General features: G+C 67.4%; 17 protein-coding genes and 1 pseudogene. 9 read left to right on the top strand and 9 right to left on the bottom strand.

Annotated features, from left to right (window positions below; all coding sequences use genetic code 11):
- Window positions 1-42 precede the first annotated feature (42 nt).
- From NM2_RS41360 to napA, 6 genes are all read right to left on the bottom strand, one after another.
- On the bottom strand, window positions 43-2,250 hold the full coding sequence (locus NM2_RS41360; protein WP_067681703.1) for an AAA family ATPase: 2,208 nt from the start codon (window positions 2,248-2,250) through the stop codon (window positions 43-45).
- Window positions 2,251-2,536: 286 nt separating this feature from the next.
- The gene (locus tag NM2_RS41355; RefSeq protein WP_067681700.1) at window positions 2,537-3,913 is read right to left on the bottom strand and encodes a phosphatase PAP2 family protein; all 1,377 of its coding nucleotides are present in this window, start codon (window positions 3,911-3,913) and stop codon (window positions 2,537-2,539) included.
- A gap of 85 nt (window positions 3,914-3,998) precedes the next feature.
- On the bottom strand, window positions 3,999-5,144 hold the full coding sequence (locus NM2_RS41350) for a glutamate--cysteine ligase (protein WP_067681698.1): 1,146 nt from the start codon (window positions 5,142-5,144) through the stop codon (window positions 3,999-4,001).
- 11 nt (window positions 5,145-5,155) lie between these two features.
- Window positions 5,156-5,824, bottom strand: coding sequence for a superoxide dismutase[Cu-Zn] (gene sodC / locus NM2_RS41345; RefSeq protein ID WP_067681696.1), 669 nt, complete (start codon window positions 5,822-5,824; stop codon window positions 5,156-5,158).
- 143 nt (window positions 5,825-5,967) lie between these two features.
- Window positions 5,968-6,522, bottom strand: coding sequence for a LytR C-terminal domain-containing protein (locus NM2_RS41340; RefSeq protein WP_245718487.1), 555 nt, complete (start codon window positions 6,520-6,522; stop codon window positions 5,968-5,970).
- A gap of 39 nt (window positions 6,523-6,561) precedes the next feature.
- On the bottom strand, window positions 6,562-6,906 hold the full coding sequence (gene napA / locus NM2_RS41335; protein ID WP_067681693.1) for a nucleoid-associated protein NapA: 345 nt from the start codon (window positions 6,904-6,906) through the stop codon (window positions 6,562-6,564).
- A gap of 126 nt (window positions 6,907-7,032) precedes the next feature.
- Here napA and NM2_RS41330 point away from each other — a divergent pair, with 126 nt between their 5' ends.
- The 3 genes from NM2_RS41330 to NM2_RS41320 are packed head-to-tail and all read left to right on the top strand — an operon-like array spanning window position 7,033 to window position 9,468.
- Window positions 7,033-7,623: a peptide deformylase gene (locus NM2_RS41330; RefSeq protein ID WP_067681690.1), complete on the top strand. Its 591-nt coding sequence runs from the start codon at window positions 7,033-7,035 to the stop codon at window positions 7,621-7,623.
- The gene (locus NM2_RS41325) at window positions 7,613-8,575 is read left to right on the top strand and encodes an N-acetylglutamate synthase, CG3035 family (protein WP_067681687.1); all 963 of its coding nucleotides are present in this window, start codon (window positions 7,613-7,615) and stop codon (window positions 8,573-8,575) included. Before NM2_RS41330 ends, NM2_RS41325 begins: the two co-directional genes overlap by 11 nt.
- Window positions 8,576-8,625: 50 nt before the next feature.
- Complete coding sequence (locus NM2_RS41320; RefSeq protein WP_067681683.1) at window positions 8,626-9,468, top strand: exodeoxyribonuclease III; 843 nt, start codon at window positions 8,626-8,628, stop codon at window positions 9,466-9,468.
- 10 nt (window positions 9,469-9,478) lie between these two features.
- On the opposite strand, the gene NM2_RS41315 is transcribed toward NM2_RS41320, so the two are convergent.
- Window positions 9,479-10,117 carry a hypothetical protein gene (locus NM2_RS41315; protein WP_067681681.1) on the bottom strand — a complete coding sequence of 213 codons (639 nt, stop codon included), beginning with the start codon at window positions 10,115-10,117 and terminating at the stop codon, window positions 9,479-9,481.
- A gap of 163 nt (window positions 10,118-10,280) precedes the next feature.
- Window positions 10,281-12,107 carry an acyl-CoA dehydrogenase gene (locus NM2_RS41310; RefSeq protein ID WP_067681765.1) on the bottom strand — a complete coding sequence of 609 codons (1,827 nt, stop codon included), beginning with the start codon at window positions 12,105-12,107 and terminating at the stop codon, window positions 10,281-10,283.
- A 476-nt stretch (window positions 12,108-12,583) separates the two neighbouring features.
- On the opposite strand from NM2_RS41310, the gene thiC reads away from it, so the two are divergent.
- The 4 genes from thiC to NM2_RS41290 all read left to right on the top strand — a co-directional run bounded on the left by thiC (window position 12,584) and on the right by NM2_RS41290 (window position 16,986).
- Window positions 12,584-14,224: a phosphomethylpyrimidine synthase ThiC gene (gene thiC, locus NM2_RS41305; RefSeq protein ID WP_067681678.1), complete on the top strand. Its 1,641-nt coding sequence runs from the start codon at window positions 12,584-12,586 to the stop codon at window positions 14,222-14,224.
- Window positions 14,225-14,651: 427 nt separating this feature from the next.
- Window positions 14,652-15,425 (top strand): DUF5995 family protein, encoded by a 774-nt coding sequence (locus NM2_RS41300; protein WP_245718486.1) that lies wholly within the window; start codon window positions 14,652-14,654, stop codon window positions 15,423-15,425.
- Between the two features lie 124 nt (window positions 15,426-15,549).
- Window positions 15,550-15,765 carry a DUF1918 domain-containing protein gene (locus NM2_RS41295; protein ID WP_369690363.1) on the top strand — a complete coding sequence of 72 codons (216 nt, stop codon included), beginning with the start codon at window positions 15,550-15,552 and terminating at the stop codon, window positions 15,763-15,765.
- 144 nt (window positions 15,766-15,909) lie between these two features.
- Window positions 15,910-16,986, top strand: coding sequence for a lytic polysaccharide monooxygenase auxiliary activity family 9 protein (locus tag NM2_RS41290; protein ID WP_084532075.1), 1,077 nt, complete (start codon window positions 15,910-15,912; stop codon window positions 16,984-16,986).
- 42 nt (window positions 16,987-17,028) lie between these two features.
- On the opposite strand, the pseudogene NM2_RS41285 reads toward NM2_RS41290, so the two are convergent.
- Window positions 17,029-18,185 (bottom strand): annotated as a pseudogene (locus NM2_RS41285) (GTP-binding protein).
- A 73-nt stretch (window positions 18,186-18,258) separates the two neighbouring features.
- Here NM2_RS41285 and thiD point away from each other — a divergent pair.
- Together thiD and NM2_RS41275 are read left to right on the top strand one after the other, a co-directional pair.
- Window positions 18,259-19,116 carry a bifunctional hydroxymethylpyrimidine kinase/phosphomethylpyrimidine kinase gene (thiD, locus tag NM2_RS41280; RefSeq protein ID WP_067681664.1) on the top strand — a complete coding sequence of 286 codons (858 nt, stop codon included), beginning with the start codon at window positions 18,259-18,261 and terminating at the stop codon, window positions 19,114-19,116.
- Window positions 19,117-19,220: 104 nt separating this feature from the next.
- A partial coding sequence (locus NM2_RS41275; RefSeq protein ID WP_157121740.1) for a glycosyltransferase occupies window positions 19,221-19,497 on the top strand: 277 nt, incomplete at its 3' end.

Here is a 19,497-nt window from a genome sequence, read left to right as displayed (position 1 = left end):
ATTCGCGCCGTCCGGGCCGGATGTCGGCTGTGTGAGCAGTGGTCAGATGTCGGCGGCGCGGTGTTCGGCGTAAGCGCGCAAGGATTCGACCTGGGCCGCGTCGAGGGAGGGGCGGACGGTCGCGCGGGCGGCGGCCACGTCGGCGGCGGTGACGTCGGCGGCATCGACGTCGCGGCGCATGGCCGCCAGGGCCGCTTCGCGCAGGAGGGCCGAGCAGTCGGCGGCGGAGTAGCCGTCGAGGGTCGCGGCCAGGTCGGTGAGGTTCACGTCGGCGGCGAGGGGGACCGAGCGGCCGGCGGTGCGCAGGATGTCGGCGCGACCGGCGGCGTCGGGCGGCGGGACGAACACCAGGCGCTCGAGGCGGCCGGGGCGCATGAGTGCGGGATCGATCAGTTCGGGGCGATTGGTCGCGCCGACCACGACGACCTCGCGCAGCGGTTCCACGCCGTCCAGTTCGGTGAGCAGTGCGGCGACGACGCGGTCACCGACGCCGGAGTCGCCGCTCTGGCCGCGGCGCGGCGCGAGGGCGTCCACCTCGTCCAGGAAGATCAGCGAGGGCGCGGAATCGCGTGCGCGCTGGAACAATTCGCGAACCGCGCGCTCGGAGGAGCCGACCCATTTGTCCATCAGCTCCGCACCCTTGACCGCGTGCACGCTGAGCTGACCGCTGCCGGCGAGCGCGCGGACCAGGAATGTCTTGCCGCACCCGGGCGGGCCGTAGAGCAGCACACCGCGCGGCGGATCGATGCCGAGACGGGCGAAGGAGTCCGGATGCCGCAGCGGCCACAGCACCGATTCGGTCAGGGCCTGTTTGGTCTCCGTCATATCGCCGACGTCGTTCAGGCTGAGACTGCCGATCGCCAATTCTTCCGTGCCCGAACGCGACAGCGGGCGAATCACCTCGAGCGCGCCGACCAGGTCCGGCTGGGTCAGCACCGGATCGGAATGTTCCCGGCTGGCCCGCGAGGCCGCCCGCAACGCCGCCTCCCGACACAGTGCCGCCAGATCGGAAGCCACGAAACCTGGTGTGCGCGAGGCGATCTCATCGAACACCAGATCATCGGTGGGCACCTTGCGCAACAGTAGCGCCAGCAGGTCCTTGCGCACGGCCGCGGTCGGCAGGGTCAGCGCGACCTCACGATCGCACAGTTCCGGTGCGCGCAAACGGGAGTCGATGCCCGCCGGATGAGAAGTCGTGGCCACGAAGGCGACTCCGGGTGTCGCGACCGCGGCGCGCAGCTGATCCAGGATCAATGTCGCCACCGGTTCGCGATCGGCCGGGAGCAGCGCGTCGATATCGGTGATCAACAGCACACCGCCCGCGCCGGAACCGATCTCGGACACCGCGAGGGCGACCTCCCGCAGCCGGGTGCCGCTCTCGGTCGCGCCGACGGCCGGTCCGTCGAGTTCCACGATGCGACGCGGCGTGGACACCGCGCGGGCCAGCGTCGCCTTCCCCACGCCGGCCGGACCGGTGATCAGGACGCCGAGATGCGGTGGCGCACCGAGGGTTTTCAGCAGTTCGGGCTCGTCCAGGGCGAGGCTGAGCCATTCGGTCAGTTTCGCGGCCTGCGCGCGCACGCCCGCGAGTTCGGCGACCGGGACCGCGGAAGGGCGCTCCCGCACCGTAATTCGCGCCCCCGGCTCGGCGAGTGATTCCGGCGCGCCACCCGGATCGTGCGACGCCTCCGCCGACGGAACGCCCGGGCCCCAGACGACGGCACTGTTGGGCTGCACACTCACCGGCCCGGGCCCCGGATCGATCGCGGTGACGGTGAGCAGCTCCGAGGTCCACGCGATGCCGAAGGTCCGCGAGAGCGCCTGCGAGGCCGCCGCGTTGCTGGTCCCCGGCCCCAGGTCGCGCGGCAGCAGCGACACGGTATCGCCCACCGTGACGACCTTCCCCAGCAGCGCCTGCCGCAACGTCGCCTCCGCAACCGATCGCATCGCCTGCGCCGATCCGGTCACCGAGATCCGCCGCGCCCCGAAAACCGTTGCCGGAGAGACCGCCACGGTCGCGTCCTCCCGCACCCCCGCATTGGACAACGTCACGTCGTCGAGCAGCACGACCCCCGCCGGAGTCCCCGCCGGGGCGACCCCCGCCACCGCCGCGGTCCGCCGCGACCCGATCACGGTGATCCCGTCCCACTCCCGCAGCCCCAGCGCCGCCAGCGCCTCCGGATGTACCCGCACCACCCCCCGCCGCGCATCCGCAGCCGAACGGTTCAGTCGGGTAGTCAACGACAGCACAGTATTATTTTGCCTCCGCTTCGCTCCGGCGGGCCGCGGCCCCCCAAGGGCCGATTCTTCCCTCCCTCCGCTCAGTCCAGAATCGACCCGGGCCACGGCCTTGGAGTTGGCTTAAGCCGGTGACCTGCGGTGTTGTTCCATTCGACTATCGGTCGATCCATGAGCGGGCAAGTACGGGCCGGCGATTCGGCTTCCCGCTCGAACTGAAGCCTCGGTGAAACCTGCCGTGGTCCCGGGCCAGGAGCAAGCGCTGTGGTGTGCCACCTGCGGGTGGCACACCGCCGGTCTACCGAGTGAGGGCGTCATCCATGCTGGCGGTCCTGCTGTCGATCGCTGTATGGGCGAACCAGGTGTTGTGGAAGGCGCGGGCGTAGGCGGCTACGAGCAGCAGGAGGATCAGGCCCGCGGGGACGGGGTGCTGGGCCATCCACAGGGGCAGATAGCGGAAGGCCAGCAGGAGGGCGGTGAACAAGACAGCGCCCGCGACAACGATCTGGACGCGAGTGCGGTTCCAGCCGCGTTCGGGGTCACGCAGGGCCGATTCGACGGTGAGGCACAGGACCGCGCCCGCGATCAGGTCCGAGCCGTAGTGATAACCGAAGCCCAGGGTGGCCACGAGCGTCGCCAGCACCCAGAACGCTCCGCCCCAGCGCAGCCAGCGGGGTGCGGGCGAGCCGTCGACGTCGCGGCGGGAGTGCAGGAATATCGACGTCGACCAGGCCGCGTGCATCGAGGGCACGCAGTTGCGCGGGGTGAACGCGTCGAACCGCATCGCGGCGGGCCGGTGATCGAACGGCGGCAGGTGATGCGGCCAGAAATTGCCGATCTGCATCCCGTGCCCGTCGGCGGCGAAGGCGAACATCGGCCCCACCACGGGGAACAGCACATAGATGAGCGGCCCGACCAGACCGAGCACCAGGAAGGTCCGCACCAGATAGTGATTCGGCCACGCGCCCGTGCGATTCGACGCCGAGGCCACGTGCCGCAGCTGCCACACCGCGATCACCATCGCCGCGACGGGCAGTTCGATATAGACCCAGTGCAGCACCGCGGGCGGCACGGGACCGAGCGAATCGAGTATCCGCGCCACGGCCCAGGACGGCTCGCCGAGCGCGCGATCGGCCAGCGCCACATACCGATCCAGCACATTCGGCCCGGCCATCACAGTGACGTGCAGCCAGACGTCACCGACCTTGGTGGCCAGGATCAGCAGCGCACCCAGCGCGGCCGCGTGCAGTGCGTTGCGTTTGTCGCGGCCCTCCCAGCCCAGCCAGGCCACCAGCGCCAGACCGGTCAGCGTGATCACCGCGCCGTTGCCGAAGGTGAACGGACCGCCCAGTGCCGCACGGATACCGGCGATCACCGCATCCAGCACGATCGCGATTCCCAGCGTGATGAACCGCCGCCGCCAGGACAACCCGACCAGCGCCAGCGCGAGCCCCGCCCACGGCATCGACATCGATTTGGGCGTCCCGAAGTAGTCGTGCCAAACACTCTGCAGCGGACCCTCGAAACCGTTGCGCGAGGCCACGATCTGCAACACGGTCAGCAGCAGCGGCACCGCCGCAACCGCGACGGCGGTCCGGGCCCGGCTCGACGGCCTTCGAAACCAGCCGCGGCGCGAATCGCCGTCGTAACCGGCGCGAGGATCGTCGAGAAGCACGGACCCATAGTAAACACGTGGTGAACGCCACCCCCCTGAGTAACTGAATCAACGGCGTCTGGTAGGGGATTGGCCCGGACCGGGATCAGCGCTCGAGTTCCCTGACCAACGCGTCCACCACCGCAACCAGATCCCCCTGGGCAGCGGCCGCGACACGACGCTGCCGCTGGTAGGACGCGCCCCGCTCGGGAATGTCGGCGACCGTGGCGAGTTCGCGCTCGCAGCCGAGCTGTTTGGCCGTCGGCTCGAGCCGATTCAGCATCTCGGACAGGTCCTCGGTCACCAGACGCTCATTGCTGTCCGCATCGGTGATGATGATCGCGTCGAGCCCGTAACGCGCTGCGCGCCACTTGTTCTCCTGCACATGCCAGGGCGGCAGCGTGGGCAATGTCTCACCGGCCTCGACCCGGCGATCGATATCCACGATCAGGCAGTGGATGAGCGCGACGAGCGCGGAAAGCTCTGCGCGACTGGGGACTCCGTCACAGACCCGGACCTCGATGGTGCCCCACTTCGGAGCGGGCCGGATATCCCAGTGCATACCGCCGAGCTGTTCGAACACGCCCGTCTTGGTCTCGTCGCGCACGAAAGCCTCGAACTGCGACCAGTTCTCGAACTGGAACGGCAGTCCGGCGGTCGGCAGCTGCTGGAACATCATCGCCCGATTGCTGGCATAGCCGGTGTCCACACCCGTCCACATCGGCGAGGAGGCCGACAACGCCAGCAGATGCGGATAGGCCAGCAGCAGCGTGTTCAGGATCGGAAAGACCTTCTCCGGATGGGAAACTCCCACGTGCACATGCACGCCCCAGATCAGCATCTGCCGCCCCCACCACTGGGTGCGATCGATCAGCTCGTCGTAATGCTCTGTGCGAGTGAGTAATTGAGCCGACCACTGGGCGAACGGATGGGTTCCGGCGCAGAACAGATCCACGCCGATCCGATCCGCGGCGCGGCGCACGGCATCCATGGTGCCGCGCAGGTCGTCGACGACCTCGCCGACGGTGTCGTGCACTCCGCTGATGATCTCGACGGTGTTGCGCAGCAGCTCCTTGGTGAGCTGCGGCCTGCCGTCATGGGCGCGCAGATCCCCGACCGCGTCGAATACGGCCGCGGCGGTATTGGACAGATTGCGGGTCTGCTTGTCGACGAGTGCGATCTCCCACTCGACGCCGAGCGTCGGGCGGGGCGAGCTGTTCCAGGAAACCTGACTGATGCTTGCCCCGCCCATCACCTACTCGCTTACCCGATGACACCGCAGGCGACACGCCCGCCCGCGTCGCCGGTCGCCTGGGTCTCGGCGTCCGGGCCGGGCGTGCCGTTGGCCTGGGTGTATCGATTCGGAATGTTGCCGAAGTTGTCCGCGCCCGCGTGGATGATCAGGGCCTTGCCCTTGATCTGGTCCAGCGTGACGGCGCCGGTCGTGGTGACCAGGTGGGTCGTGCCATCCTGGCGAACCTGAAGCGAGGTCAGATCACCGCTGGCGGGCATCGCGTGCGCATCCCCGACCTGCAGGTGTCCGCCCGCGGACAGGAAGTTGCCGGGCGCGCCGCCCGCGGGGGCGACCGAATTCGCCTCGCACTTGCCGACCTGGTGGATGTGCAGGCCGTGGAATCCCGGCTGCAGGCCGTGCGCGTCGACGGTCAACTCCAGATGATCACCGGATTTGACGAAGGTGGCCGTGCCGAGAGTGGCGCGGAAGGGGTCCCTCAGCTGCACCGACACCGAATCGCCCGATGCGGGCTTCTCAGCACCGGACGGACCCGCCGTGCCTGTCCACACCGGCGGCGTTGTTCCCTTGACATTGCTCGACTCTTGACTGTTGGTGCAGGCTGCGAGACCGAAGACCGCTACCGCCAGCACCGGGGTCACAATCCGCCACGATGGGCGGCGTGTCGTGAACGGGGCCATCGGAGAACTCCTTTACGAGTACCGAGTTTACGAGTAAAGCCGGGAGGACAGATTCGTTACCCGACAAGATGATGCCAGAGCCGTTATGCGGTGCAGGCGCGGGGCTACTACGCAGTGTAGGCGCGTGGCTTCGTGCCACCGGCTCAGCCGTCGGTGACGATGACGATGATGCCCGGGGCCGACCCGGAGAGCGCGGAGGTGCGGGGCTGCGCGATCCCGCCGAGCTGACTCGCGATCGCCTGGGCGGTCGCCTGCTGATGTGGCGAATTCTCGTAGAACACAGTGGTTTTCGACAACACGCCGCTGGCGTAGTTGCCCGTCCCGGTGACGTTCCAGCCGTTCGCGGTGAGCTTGGTCTTGGTCTTCGCGGCCAGTCCCGCGACGGTGCTGTTGTTGAGCACCCGCACCGGAATCGATTTGTCGACCGCCCCGGCGGCGGTCGTGGTCGTCGTGGTCGTGGTCGTGGCGGCCGCCGAGGACGACGCGCTGTGCGAGGTCGAGGCGGCAGCCGCCTGCGCCGAGGTGGTCGCGGCCTGCGCGCTCGTGGTGGTGGCCGAATCCGAGGACGCCGAGCTGTCGGCCTGCGATTGCGTCAGGGACATCGCACCCAGGCCCGCGAAGACGATGGCCACCGCGATCAACACCATGGCGAGCGCACGCAGCGGCAGTCCACCCGGGGCCGGATTCTGGTTGCTCACGGTTGCAACCCTAACGGTCCGTGCATCCGAACGCGCGGATCACACCTGAAAGCCCAGTCGCCGTGCCGCCCTGGCCTTCTGACGACTCGCCCGCAACCGGCGCAGACGCTTGACCAGCATCGGGTCCGCGACCAGCGCCTCGGGCTTGTCGACGACGGCGTTGAGCACCTGGTAGTAGCGGGTGGCGGACATGCCGAACAGTTCGCGGATGGCCTCTTCCTTGGCTCCCGCGTACTTCCACCATTTGCGCTCGAAGTCGAGGATCTCGAGCTCGCGACGACCGAGGCCGTCGACGAGCTGTTCCACATCCGGTGTGCCGAGGACCTCGCCCGCGGAAGAGCTGTCCTCGCTTGCGGAAAGATTCCGGGCCGCTGCGCTGTCCATAATGCTCCCTCGCCGAGTAACCACCAGACGATACGTCGTGGCTCATTGAACCACGGATACCGGAGATACAAGATGTGTCACACGGCGTGTCGGGGCCCGCCACGGCGCCGCGTAAAGTATGCCACCATGGCGATTCTCCCCATTCGCATCGTCGGCGATCCGGTGCTGCACAATCCGACCGAACCGGTCACCCAGTCACCGGACGAGCTCGCCGAGCTGATCGCGGACATGTACGAGACGCTCGATGCGGCCAATGGTGTTGGCCTGGCGGCGAATCAGGTCGGTGTGGCGTTGCGCCTGTTCGTCTACGACTGCCCCGACGTCGACGCGGACGGCACGGTGAACCGCCGTCGCGGCGCGGTGGTGAATCCGGTGCTGGAGACCTCGGCGATTCCCGAGACCATGCCCGATCCCGATGACGACGAGGAGGGCTGCCTGTCGGTGCCCGGTGAGCAGTTCCCCACCGGCCGGGCCGACTGGGCGCGGGTGACCGGCACCGACGAGAAGGGCGCTCCGGTCGAAATCGAGGGCAACGGTTTCTTCGCCCGCATGTTGCAGCACGAGGTGGGGCATCTGGACGGATTCCTCTACGTCGACGTGCTGATCGGGCGCAACGCCCGCGCGGCGAAGAAGGCGATCAAGCGAAACGGTTGGGGCGCACCGGGTTCGAGTTGGCTGCCCGGATCGGTACCGGATCCGTTCGGACATGACGACTGAGCCCGACGACCTGGTTCCGGGGCGGCGCGTGGTGGTCCGCTATCGCCTGCCCGCCGATGATTCGCATCAGTTCACCGATGTCATCGGCGAACTGGTGACGCTCGATCCGCTCACCGTGCGGACCCCGGACGGCGGCACGGTGACCGTTCCGGCCGAACGGGTCGTCGCGGCGAGGACGTTGGCGCCCAGGCCGATTCGCACGCGCGAGATCCGGGCGCTGGAGTCCGCGGCGGCGGACGGGTGGCCGGGCACGGAACGGGCCTGGATCGACGGCTGGCTGGTGCGCGCCGGGAACGGCTATACGCGACGGGCGAATTCGGCTCTGCCGCTGGGGACCGCGGGCGGCCCGGTGCAGTTGACGCCGGGCGCGCTGACCCGGATCGCCGAGTGGTACGCCGAGCGCGATCTGCCGATGCAACTGGCGCTGCCCGACCGGCTGGCCCCGGAACTGCCCGGATTCCACACCTGGGGCGAGGTGGTGGTTCTCGGTATCGATATCGACAATTTCGTTCTGCCGCAAGGCCCTTCGATGGTGCGCATCGATTCCGAACCGAATGCGGCCTGGCTGGATCTGCATCGTTTCAAGGGGGAGGACACCACGCCGGTCGCCCCCGTGGAAGCGGATCGGGACGTGCTGACCGCCGTCCATCAGGGTGAGGTGGGTTTCGCCGCACTGGGTATCCCCAGCACGCTGGCGATCGGGCGGGGCGCGGTCACCGTCGCGCCGGACGGCCGTCACTGGGTCGGGTTGAGCAGTGTCGCGGTCGCCGCGCCGCACCGCCGCCACGGACTGGGCACGCTGGTCTGCGCGGAGCTGATCCGCTGGGGTCACCGGCGCGGCGCCACCCACGCCTATCTCCAAGTGGAGGTGGAGAATACGGGGGCGTTGGCGCTGTATCGGGAGATGGGCTTCGTCGAACACCATCGGTACCGGTACGCCGCGCCCGACTGAGGTGTCCGCACGGCCGCGCCCGGCCGGGAAGCGAAAGAGGTGAGCCGGCAGTGCGTCTGGCGACATGGAACGTGAATTCGATTCGGTCCCGGGTGGATCGGGTGATCGCCTGGCTCGACCGCGCCGACATCGACGTGCTGGCGATCCAGGAGACCAAGTGCCGCGACGACCAATTCCCTTCCGAACGTTTCGAAGACGCCGGTTACGAGGTCGCGCACGTCGGATTCAGCCAGTGGAACGGGGTGGCGATCGCCTCGCGCATCGGCCTGGACGACGTGGAGATCGCCTTCCCCGGACAACCCGGCTTCGACAAGGACGCCGAGACATCGCTGCTGCCCGCGCCGGTGGTCGAGGCCCGCGCGATCGGCGCGACCTGCGGCGGGGTCCGCGTGTGGAGCCTGTACGTCCCCAACGGCCGCGCCCTGAACGATCCGCACTACACGTACAAGCTGCAATGGCTTGCCGCCCTGCGTGATTCGGGCGCGCACTGGCTGACCGAAAGCCCGGACGCGCAGATCGCACTGGTCGGCGACTGGAATATCGCGCCCACCGACGACGACGTGTGGTCGATGGACGTCTTCGAGGGCAAAACCCATGTGTCCCAACCGGAACGCGCGGCCTTCGAGGCCATGACCGAAACCGGTTTCACCGACGTCATGCGTCCCTTCGCCCCCGGCCCCGGCGTCTACACCTACTGGGACTACACCCAATTGCGCTTCCCCCGCAAGGAGGGCATGCGCATCGACTTCATCCTCGCCTCCCCCGCCCTGTCCGCTCGCGTCACCGACGCCGGAGTCGACCGCGAGGAGCGCAAGGGCAAGGGCGCGTCCGATCACGCCCCGGTCGTCGCGGAACTCCGGGACCTCGACACGGACCCGGCGGACCCGGAATGACCCGTGTCGCTCAGGCCGGACGGGTCTTGATGGCGTCCTGGGAGATGTAGACGTCGTAGCTGCCGGTGGTGGCTATCACGGCGTTGCCGTAGGCGGAGCGGACGAACGGGTTGGTGTACCAGGTGTGGTTCTGCATGTCGGCGAAGAAGTCCCGGTCGCTGCCGCCCAGGAAGATCTGGTTCTGTTTCACCGCGACGCCGTCCTGGCGTTCGCCGAACAGGCGGGTGAGTTTGTAACCGGAGTGGAAGCCCAGGGCGTTGATCCAGGGTTCGAGTTCGACGATATCGGCCTGCAGTGCCCACATGTCGCCCTCGACGAGGTAGCTGGCGTGGGTGTCGGCGTGGTCGCGGTCGCCGTAGACGGTCACCTCGACGTCGAGGGTATGTGGGCTGTTGGCAATGGTTTTCGCGACCACGTGCGCCGCCTTCACCTCACCGGTCAGACCCAGATAGGCCTGCAGCAGCGTGGTCACCCACAGGATCAGCACCGCGATCAGCACCAATACCAGTGCGCCGCTTCCCCTTCGGGCCAGGACTCGCCATCCGGCCCGGCGCGCCTTGAACAGCGCCGTGACCAGCAGAACGAGCGCGACCGCGAACAGCAGTCCCAGCAGCACTTGAATCCAGCCGAACTCCACCGGGAACACCATGTGCTAGTTGTACCCCGTAGCGGGCGTGACCATCCGGTCTGTACGCGAAGTTCGTCCGTATTTCCCGGCGCGTCTCCCGACACACCTGCCGCGAACGCGATCGCGCCCCTCGGCCGAAGCGACCGAGGGGCACGGTCATTCGTTTCCAGCGGACCGCATCGTCCTAGAACGCGGCCTCTTCCAGCTCCATGATGTCGTTGTCGAGGTTCTCGATCACCGTGCGCACGCTGCTGAGCAGCGGCAACTGATTCTTCGCGAACCACGAAGCGACAGCGGCCTTTCCGGTGTAGAAGAGCCGGTCCTTCTCGGTCGGGCTGCCCTCGAGCGCGACCAGCGAGATCTTCGCCCCCTCCAGCAACCGCCACCCGATCACCAGATCGCCGACCGCGTGCAGGAAGCGCACCGAGCCCAGGCCAACCTTGTAGATCTCCTCCGGCTTCTCTTGGGACGCCATCAGATAGTCGGTGAGCGCCGCCGCCATCGCCTGCACATCGGCCAGTGCCGCACCGAGCAGTTCCCGCTCGGCCTTCAGTGCGGATTCGTCGGCCGCGACGAACTTGCCGATCAGCCCGGCCACATGTCCCAGCGCGACGCCCTTGTCCCGAATGATCTTGCGGAAGAAGAAGTCCTGCGCCTGGATCGCGGTGGTGCCCTCGTACAGCGAGTCGATCTTGACATCGCGGATGTACTGCTCGATCGGGTAGTCCTGCAGATATCCCGAGCCGCCCAGGGTCTGCAGCGATTCGGTGAGCGTCTCGTACGCGCGCTCGGATCCGACGCCCTTGACCACCGGCAGCAGCAGATCGTTCACCCGCGCGGCCACATCGGCGTCCGCGCCGAAATTCGCCTGCGCCACATCGAGGTCCTGATACGCCGAGCAGTACAGGTACAGCGCGCGCAGCCCCTCCGAATACGCCTTCTGCAATGCCAGGCTGCGGCGCACGTCCGGGTGGTGGGTGATGGTGACGCGCGGCGCGGCCTTGTCGGAGTTGCGCGTCAGATCCGCGCCCTGGACGCGAGTCTTGGCGTACTCCAGCGCATTCAGATATCCGGTCGAGAGCGTGCCCGCGGACAGCACGCCCACCATCATCCGGGCGTGCTCGATCACCTTGAACATCTGCGCGATGCCGTTGTGCACATCGCCCACCAGATAGCCGATCGCGGGATGGTCCGCGCCGAAGGTCAATTCGCAGGTGGGCGAGGACTTGATGCCCATCTTGTGCTCGAGGTTGGTGACGTACACCCCGTTGCGCTCGCCCAATTGCATGGTCTGCGGATCGAACAGGAATTTCGGCACCACGAACAGCGACAGGCCCTTGGTGCCCGGGCCCGCGCCCTCGGGGCGGGCCAGGGTCAAGTGGATGATGTTGTCCGCGGTGTCGCCGACGTCGCCGCCGGAGATGAATCGCTTGACGCCCTCGATGTGCCAGGTGCCGTCCGGCTGCTGGGTCGCCTTGGTACGGCCCATGCCCACATCGGATCCGGCGTCGGGCTCGGTGAGCACCATCGTTCCGCCCCAGCGATTCTCCCACGCGTGCGTGGCCCAGCGCTGCTGCTCAGGCGTGCCCTCGCGGAACAGCACCTCGTGCATCAGCGGGCCCATATTGAAGAAGCTCGCCGAATTGTGCGCTGCCACAAGCATTTCCTGCGTCGCCCAGATCAGCGGGGACGGCGCGGGGACACCGCCGATCCCCTCCGGCATGCCCAGCCCCGACCAACCCGCCTCGTTCACCGCGGCCACGGTCTTGCGCAGGGAATCGGGCACGATGGCGGAGTGGGTGGCGGGATCGAAGGTGACGGGGTTGCGGTCGGCGTCGACGAACGACTCGGCGACCGGGCCCTCCGCCAGGCGCAGCACCTCGCCCAGCATGCCCCGCGCGGTGTCGGCGTCCAGGTCGCCGTAGGCGCCGCCGTCCAGCAGCTCCCCGATTCCCAGCACCTCGAACAAGTTGAACTCGATGTCACGAACGTTCGCCTTGTAGTGCGACACGGACCTGCCTCCTCGGCGCAATTGCAGCGTGCGAGGACGAAACTCCATCCGCGAATCCGGCCGCGCACACTGGTCGACAGTTACAACTGGAGGTTGCCGTACAACTGTCAGGCTACGCAACCGTAAGGTCACGGTATCCCGAATCGTTAACAGACCTACCTGCCCAGCAGGCTGTTGCCGTCCGCTCACAGGCGTACCGGTCTTCACATCCGATAATTTGCCAGAAGTTATCCATAGGCGGCCGAGGGTTCATCCCCCGGATGCCGCACGACAGGACCTGCGCCCCGCGCCCCGAAATTTCCGCCCGGGTCCGCTGACGCATCCCGACGCGGACATGTACGCTCGGCCGGGAACCACAACCGAACATGCGGGGGCTCGCACCAGCGGGCTGAGAGGACGGCTAGCCCATTCGGGCGAATCAGGGCCGTCGACCGTTCGAACCTGACCGGGTAATGCCGGCGTAGGGAGGCTTCAACATGTCACCGAATCATGCCCAGGGCACCGTCGAGACTGTCACCACCGGCCCCATCCAGGGCAGCGTCAAGCACTATCAGCAGGTCGATGACCTGCGCATTCCGGTGCGGCGAGTCAATCTCACCAACGGTGAGCACTTCGATGTCTACGACACCTCGGGCCCGTACACCGACGATGCGGCCGTGATCGATCTCGACGCCGGTCTGCCCAAGCTGCGTGACGGCTGGGCCAAGCCCGACGTCGCCGGTCCGCCCACCCAGCTGGCCTGGGCGCGGCAGGGCATCGTCACCAGTGAGATGCGGTATATCGCTGCGCGCGAAGGGGTTTCACCCGAATTGGTGCGCGACGAGGTGGCCGCGGGACGCGCGGTGATTCCGGCCAATCACAATCATCCCGAATCCGAGCCGATGATCATCGGCAAGAGGTTCGCGGTGAAAATCAATGCGAACATCGGTAATTCGGCCGTGAGCTCCTCGATCGCCGAGGAGGTCGAGAAGATGGTGTGGGCCACGCGCTGGGGCGCGGACACCATCATGGATCTGTCCACCGGGAAGAACATCCACGAGACCCGGGAGTGGATCCTGCGCAATTCGCCCGTCCCGGTCGGCACCGTGCCGATCTATCAGGCATTGGAGAAGACCAACGGCGATCCGACCGAGTTGACCTGGGAACTCTACCGCGACACCGTGATCGAGCAGGCCGAGCAGGGTGTGGACTACATGACCGTGCACGCCGGGGTGCTGCTGCGCTACGTGCCGCTGACGGCCAAGCGGGTCACCGGGATCGTCTCGCGCGGCGGTTCGATCATGGCCGCGTGGTGCCTGGCGCATCATCAGGAATCGTTCCTGTACACGCACTTCGAGGAATTGTGCGAGATCCTGGCGAAGTACGACATCACCTTCTCCCTGGGTGACGGCCTGCGTCCCGGCTCGATCGCCGACGCCAACGACGAGGCCCAGTTCGCCGAGCTGCGCACCCTGGGCGAGCTGACGAAGATCGCGAAATCCCATGGCGTGCAGGTGATGATCGAGGGTCCCGGTCACGTGCCGATGCACAAGATCGTGGAGAACGTGCGGCTCGAGGAGGAGCTGTGCGAGGAGGCCCCGTTCTACACGCTCGGCCCGCTGGCCACCGATATCGCGCCCGCGTACGACCACATCACCTCCGGGATCGGCGCGGCGATCATCGCCCAGGCCGGTACCGCGATGCTGTGCTACGTCACGCCGAAGGAACATCTGGGCCTGCCCAACCGCGACGACGTGAAGACCGGCGTGATCACCTACAAGATCGCCGCGCACGCGGCCGACCTCGCCAAGGGTCTGCCGCACGCCCAGGACCGTGACGACGCATTGTCCAAGGCGCGCTTCGAATTCCGCTGGCACGACCAGTTCGCCCTGTCCCTGGATCCGGACACCGCCAGGGAATTCCACGACGAGACCCTCCCCGCCGAACCCGCCAAGACCGCGCACTTCTGCTCCATGTGCGGCCCGAAGTTCTGCTCCATGCGCATCTCCGCCGACGTCCGCGAATACGCCGAGAGCCACGGCCTCACCGATATCGACGCGATCGAAGCGGGCATGGCCGAGAAGTCCGCCGAATTCGCCGACACGGGCAACCGGGTCTACCTCCCGGTCGTCTCGTAACCCCTTCTCCCACAACCGATCCCGGTTCCGGCCTCCCCGCGGAGGTCGGGGTCCCGCCTGACCCCGACCTCCTCCGGGACGACGGACCCGGGATTCGGTGATTCCCGGCGCCGCTCAGCCGGACTCAGCCGACCGGGCGCTCGCACGTCTGCCGAGCTCATGTGCCAATTCCATCGCGGTGCCGTGTGGCACGGCCAGTTCGCCTCGTATGACGCTAGAGTGCGTGGGGCTTGTCGTGATGATCTCATTGCCCCGACTGCGGTGGGGGTCTGCAATCGCACACGAGAGCGAGGAGAGGACCGGGATGGTCCGGGTTGGGGTTGTGAGGTCGGCGCTGGCCGGGATGGCTTGTGCCGCTGTAGCTTTCGGCGTCGCTCCGGCGGCGGCCGAGGTGCCGTCGGTCGCTACCGCGGGCTGTGGGAGCCCATTGTCCGACCGCGAGGTCCGCGCGATTGCCGCGCTGTCGGACACGAGCACCTTGTCGGGCACCCCGATGCGGCGGTTGACCGATGTCATGGATCGGCATCACCGCATCACCGACATTCTGGTGAAGCATCGGGACCGGCGAGGACTGTTTCTGATCGGGCTCGATCTGTCCGAGCAGCAGGCCGTGATGCCGTTGCAGCGTGACCCGGCGGCATTCGTCCACCCCGCCTACGCGCACGCGGTCAGCTCGGAGCTCGCGCGGCGGCTGCTGGTCGACTTCCATCGCGAATTCACCGGCGGGACCGTGGAACCGCATTGGGCACAGTATTTTTCGCTGGCGGCGGACTGTGGCATCTCCGGCGCCCGGGTGGCGATGGCCGGTTACAACGCCCACCTCACGGTCGATCTGGCGTATTCGGTCGCGGCGGTGGGCGGGCGGGCGGAGGATGCGGACGACCACTTCGCAATCGTCGACGCGATCGCCGGGCAGGGGCTCTCGATCGTCGATCGCACCAAGACGGCCTACGGCGTCGACATCGGGCCGCTGTGGCGGTTCTACTTCCTCGGCGAAGGTCTGGATTCGCTTGTCGGGCAAGGCGTTGCGACGGGACCCATGCTCCGGGCGGCGGACGACGGCTACAACGTGATCGTGTTCGGCAACGGGCTGGCACTACAGAACCCGGCTGTCCACGACGCGACCGTGGGCGAGATCGGGACGTTGCACCGGTCCGCCGAAACCGCGTTCGACGTGCTCGCGCGACTCGGCGGATTATGAGTCCTGCCTGTGCCGACGGGATAGCCGTTGCCGCATACCCGCGGTCGATTGGGGGCGGGCCCGATTCCGCTCATGAGATCGTGTTCGTGCTTCATACTGTTTGACGCAAGTGCCTGCTCGACTGATGCACGACGACTGCTCAGAGGGAGGTTGCACTATGCGCGCCAACGTCGGAGACCAGATCACGGTCCCGGGCCGAAGTGTCGGGATGGCAGACCACAGCGCCGAGATCCTCGAGATCCGAGGGGACGATGGTGCCCCGCCGTATGTGGTGCGGTTCGACGACGGTCAGGAAGGCCTGATCTACCCCGGACCGGATTCCGTAGTCCGGCCACGCTGAATTCCGCCACCACGTCCGGGCAGCGGGTCACACCACTGTCCGGACCCGGGGCTCAATGTTCGTCCGAGGCATCACCGTTGCGACGTACCCGCCCCCGCCGGGGGCGGCCTACAAGGGTGGATTCCATCGACAGAGGAGACACTTATGAGCGGCTCCCAGGGCACTACCCCCTCTGATCTTCGCGCCGAAGGCATGTACCGCGATGACGGTAAGCACACGATGTACGGTCTCAGCCTGCGGTGGCGGATCGGAGAGAACTCACCCGACCAGGGGGCCTGGCCGCCTCCGGCGGACTGGAACAACGGCGACGCGCCCTATCCACAGCTCTACGAGGTGTGGATCAACGGCGAGGTGCGCCAGACGGTCTTCCTCTACTGGCCCGCCTGGGACTGGGCGCCGTCCAATTCCCACTGGGTGGACCTGGGCGAGGACCCGGACGTCGAATACCGTGTGAAGATCCGCGCCCGGTCCGATGGCCAGTTCACCGACTTCTCCAACGAGGTGACTGCCGGTTTGGGAGGCGCTCGTCCGTGGTCGGCTCCGCCACAGCCCCGAGAGCGTTCTGCGGGCCCGGATGCGTCGCCGCGCCACGGCACGGTCGATCACCCGCGCAGCCGTGCGGCCGTTGCCATCCGGGACTCGGACCCTTCGCCGATCTGTGCCGAGGCGCGCCGCCTGAACACCAGCACGGTCTGGCAGGAGGTGGTGCCGGGAGCCGAGCGGATGCTGGCGGATTACCCGTGGAACTACGCGGGAAAGTATCTCGAATACCGCAAGTTCTTCGAGAACAGCGCCGTGCCGTCGACAGGTAATCCGGCCTTCCGCGGGCTGGATCTGGCACCGGACGCCACGCTGGGAGACTGGCCCCTGACCGAGCTGGACACCTCCGCCGCCACTCAGACCTTCACCTATGACTACACCGCGTATCACACGAACGAGTCCTGGTCCCACCGGTGGTTCATCACCCGTGCGGGCTGGGATCCGGCCAACGGCCTGAGCTGGAACGACTTGGAGCCGATCCCGTTCCTGGTCGAGGTACAGGGCTCGCACCGGGAAGAGGACTCCAGCAAGTGGGAGTTCGCGTCGTTCCCGCGGCGGACCGGGCGAGCGGCGATCGTGCAGATCTGGGGCGGCCACGGCGGGCCGGACACTCCGGACGGTGGAAACGGCGGCAAGACGGGCGAGTTCTTCGCCTCCACGTGTGATGTGATGCTGCGGTAATCGACCCTCGAGCAAGCCGGCCGAGCTGCACGAACGCGCCCCTCATGCGTGTTCGTGCAGCTCGCCCCACGCCGGAAACGGATCCGGATACTGTTGCCAGACAACAGATCCGGCTGCCATTTCGGCGTCGGTCAGCAAGGCGGCGGTCAGCAGATCCCGGATGTGCGGGCGGTTCAGGCGGACGCCGATGAAGACGAGTTCCTGGCCGGGCGGCATCTCCAGCGAGGTCCAGTACGCGGCCGCCTCGAAGGTCAGGTTGGGGCCCGCCTGGGACCAGAGCGCCGCGACGTCGGGACGGCTCGCCAGCCAGCAGAAGCCCTTGCTGCGCAGCAGCCGATGTAGTTGCGCCAGAGCCGATTCCAGGCGTTCGGGATGGAAGGGGCGATCGGCGGTGAAGGTCAGGCCGCTGATGCCGTATTCCTCGGTTTCCGGGGTGTGCCCACCGGTGATTTCGTCTTCCCAGCCGTCGGATCGGGCAGCGATGTCGGGGTCGTAAAGGCCGGTGTCGAGCACCTCGGCCAGTTCGACGACGCCGTGTGCGGAGCGCACGATGCGCGCGGCCGGATTCAGCCGCTTGATCGTCGCCTCCACGGTGCCCGCGGCATTCGCGCTCACCAGATCGATCTTGTTGAGTACCAGCACATTCGCGAATTCGACCTGATCGATCAGCAGATCGGCGATGCTGCGCTCGTCGCCCTGCGCGGCCTGCATATCCCGGTCGGCGAGGGCTTGGCCCCCCACCACTTCGGCCAGGAAGGTGGAGGCGTCCACGACGGTCACCATGGTGTCCAGCCGCGCGATATCGCCGCGATATCGCCGAGCCGGAACCCGTCCTCGAATTCCCATTCGAAGGTGGCCGCGACCGGCATCGGTTCGGAGATGCCGGTCGATTCGATCACCAGCTGATCGAAACGGCCCTCGCGGGCCAGCGCGCCGACCGATTCGACCAGATCCTCGCGCAGCGTGCAGCAGATGCAGCCGTTGGTGAGCTCGACCAGTCTCTCCTCGGTCCGGTCCAGGCTCGCCTGGCCCGCGACCAGGGCCGCATCGATGTTCACCTCGCTCATATCGTTCACGATCACCGCGACGCGGCGGCCCTCGCGGTTGGCCAGGAGGTGGTTGAGCAGGGTCGTCTTGCCCGCGCCGAGGAATCCGGACAGGACGGTCACGGGCAGTGGAGCGTTCGTCGATGCGGTCACAGGCAAATGATAATCGTTTTCATTAGATAGCGTTGCGGCGGGTCCCAATCGGCGGGACGTAATGTCTGAGGGTGTGAGACTCCTGCCGCTGACCCCCGACGGCCGCACCCCGGTTCGCGCACTGACCATCGCCGGAACCGATTCCGGTGGCGGCGCGGGCATCCAGGCCGATTCGCGCACGATGGCCATGCTCGGCGTGCACGCCTGCGTCGCGGTGGCGGCGGTGACCGTGCAGAACTCGGTGGGCGTCAGCGGATTTCACGAGATCCCGCCCGAGGTGGTCGCCGATCAGGTGCGCGTGGTGGTGAGCGATATCGGCATCGGCGCGGCCAAGACCGGCATGCTCGCCTCGACCGCCATCATCGAGGCGGTCGCGGACGTGTGCCTGGAACTGGGCATCGGCCGCGACGGGCACATCCCGCTGGTCGTCGATCCCGTCGCGGCCTCGATGCACGGCGATCCGCTGCTGCACGCCGAGGCGCTGGATGCGTTGCGGCACACGCTGATTCCGTGCGCCACCCTGATCACCCCGAATCTGGACGAGGTGCGGCTGCTCACCGGAATCGACGTCGTGGACGACCGCACGGCGCGCAAGGCGGCCGAGGCGCTGCACGGGCTGGGACCGCGCTGGGCGATCGTCAAGGGCGGGCATCTGCGTTCGTCGACGTCCAGCACCGATCTGCTCTACGACGGGGAGACGTTCGTCGAACTGTCCGCCCCGCGCATCGACACCGGCAACGACCACGGCGGCGGCGACACCCTGGCCGCGGCCACCGCCTGCGCGCTCGCGCACGGCTACACCGTCCCCGAGGCGGTGGAATTCGGTAAGGAGTGGACCACGCGCTGCCTGGCCGCGTCGTATGATCTTGGTGCCGGACACGGCCCCGTCTCACCGCTGTGGCGGTTACATTCGGATGATCGCGGCAAATAGTCTTTGATCGAAACCGGGATTTCGCAACCCCTGCGGCGAGTCTCCCAGCGATTTCCCAGCTCAGCCGCAGCCACGCCCAAGAATGTTGTAACACGGTGGACACCATGACCGACACCGCGACGGCCGCTCACGAGTGCGATCCGGACGATGCCGTAGTGACGCCCGTGCTGGACATCGTGATCCCGGTCTACAACGAGGAGTGCGACCTTGGCATGTGCGTGCGTCGCCTGCACGCATTCCTCGGCGACGGATTCCCGTTCAGCGCGCGGATCACCATCGCCGACAACGCCTCCACCGACGCCACCCTGGTCGTCGCCAAGGTGTTGTGCGAAGAGTTGGACAACGTGCGCGTGGTGCATCTGGACCGCAAGGGCCGCGGGC

The organism is Nocardia miyunensis NBRC 108239, assembly GCF_001613065.1.
Lineage (GTDB): Bacteria > Actinomycetota > Actinomycetes > Mycobacteriales > Mycobacteriaceae > Nocardia > Nocardia miyunensis.
The sequence above is the reverse complement of the archived record's forward strand: the minus strand, read 5'-3'. Positions and strand labels throughout refer to the sequence as shown.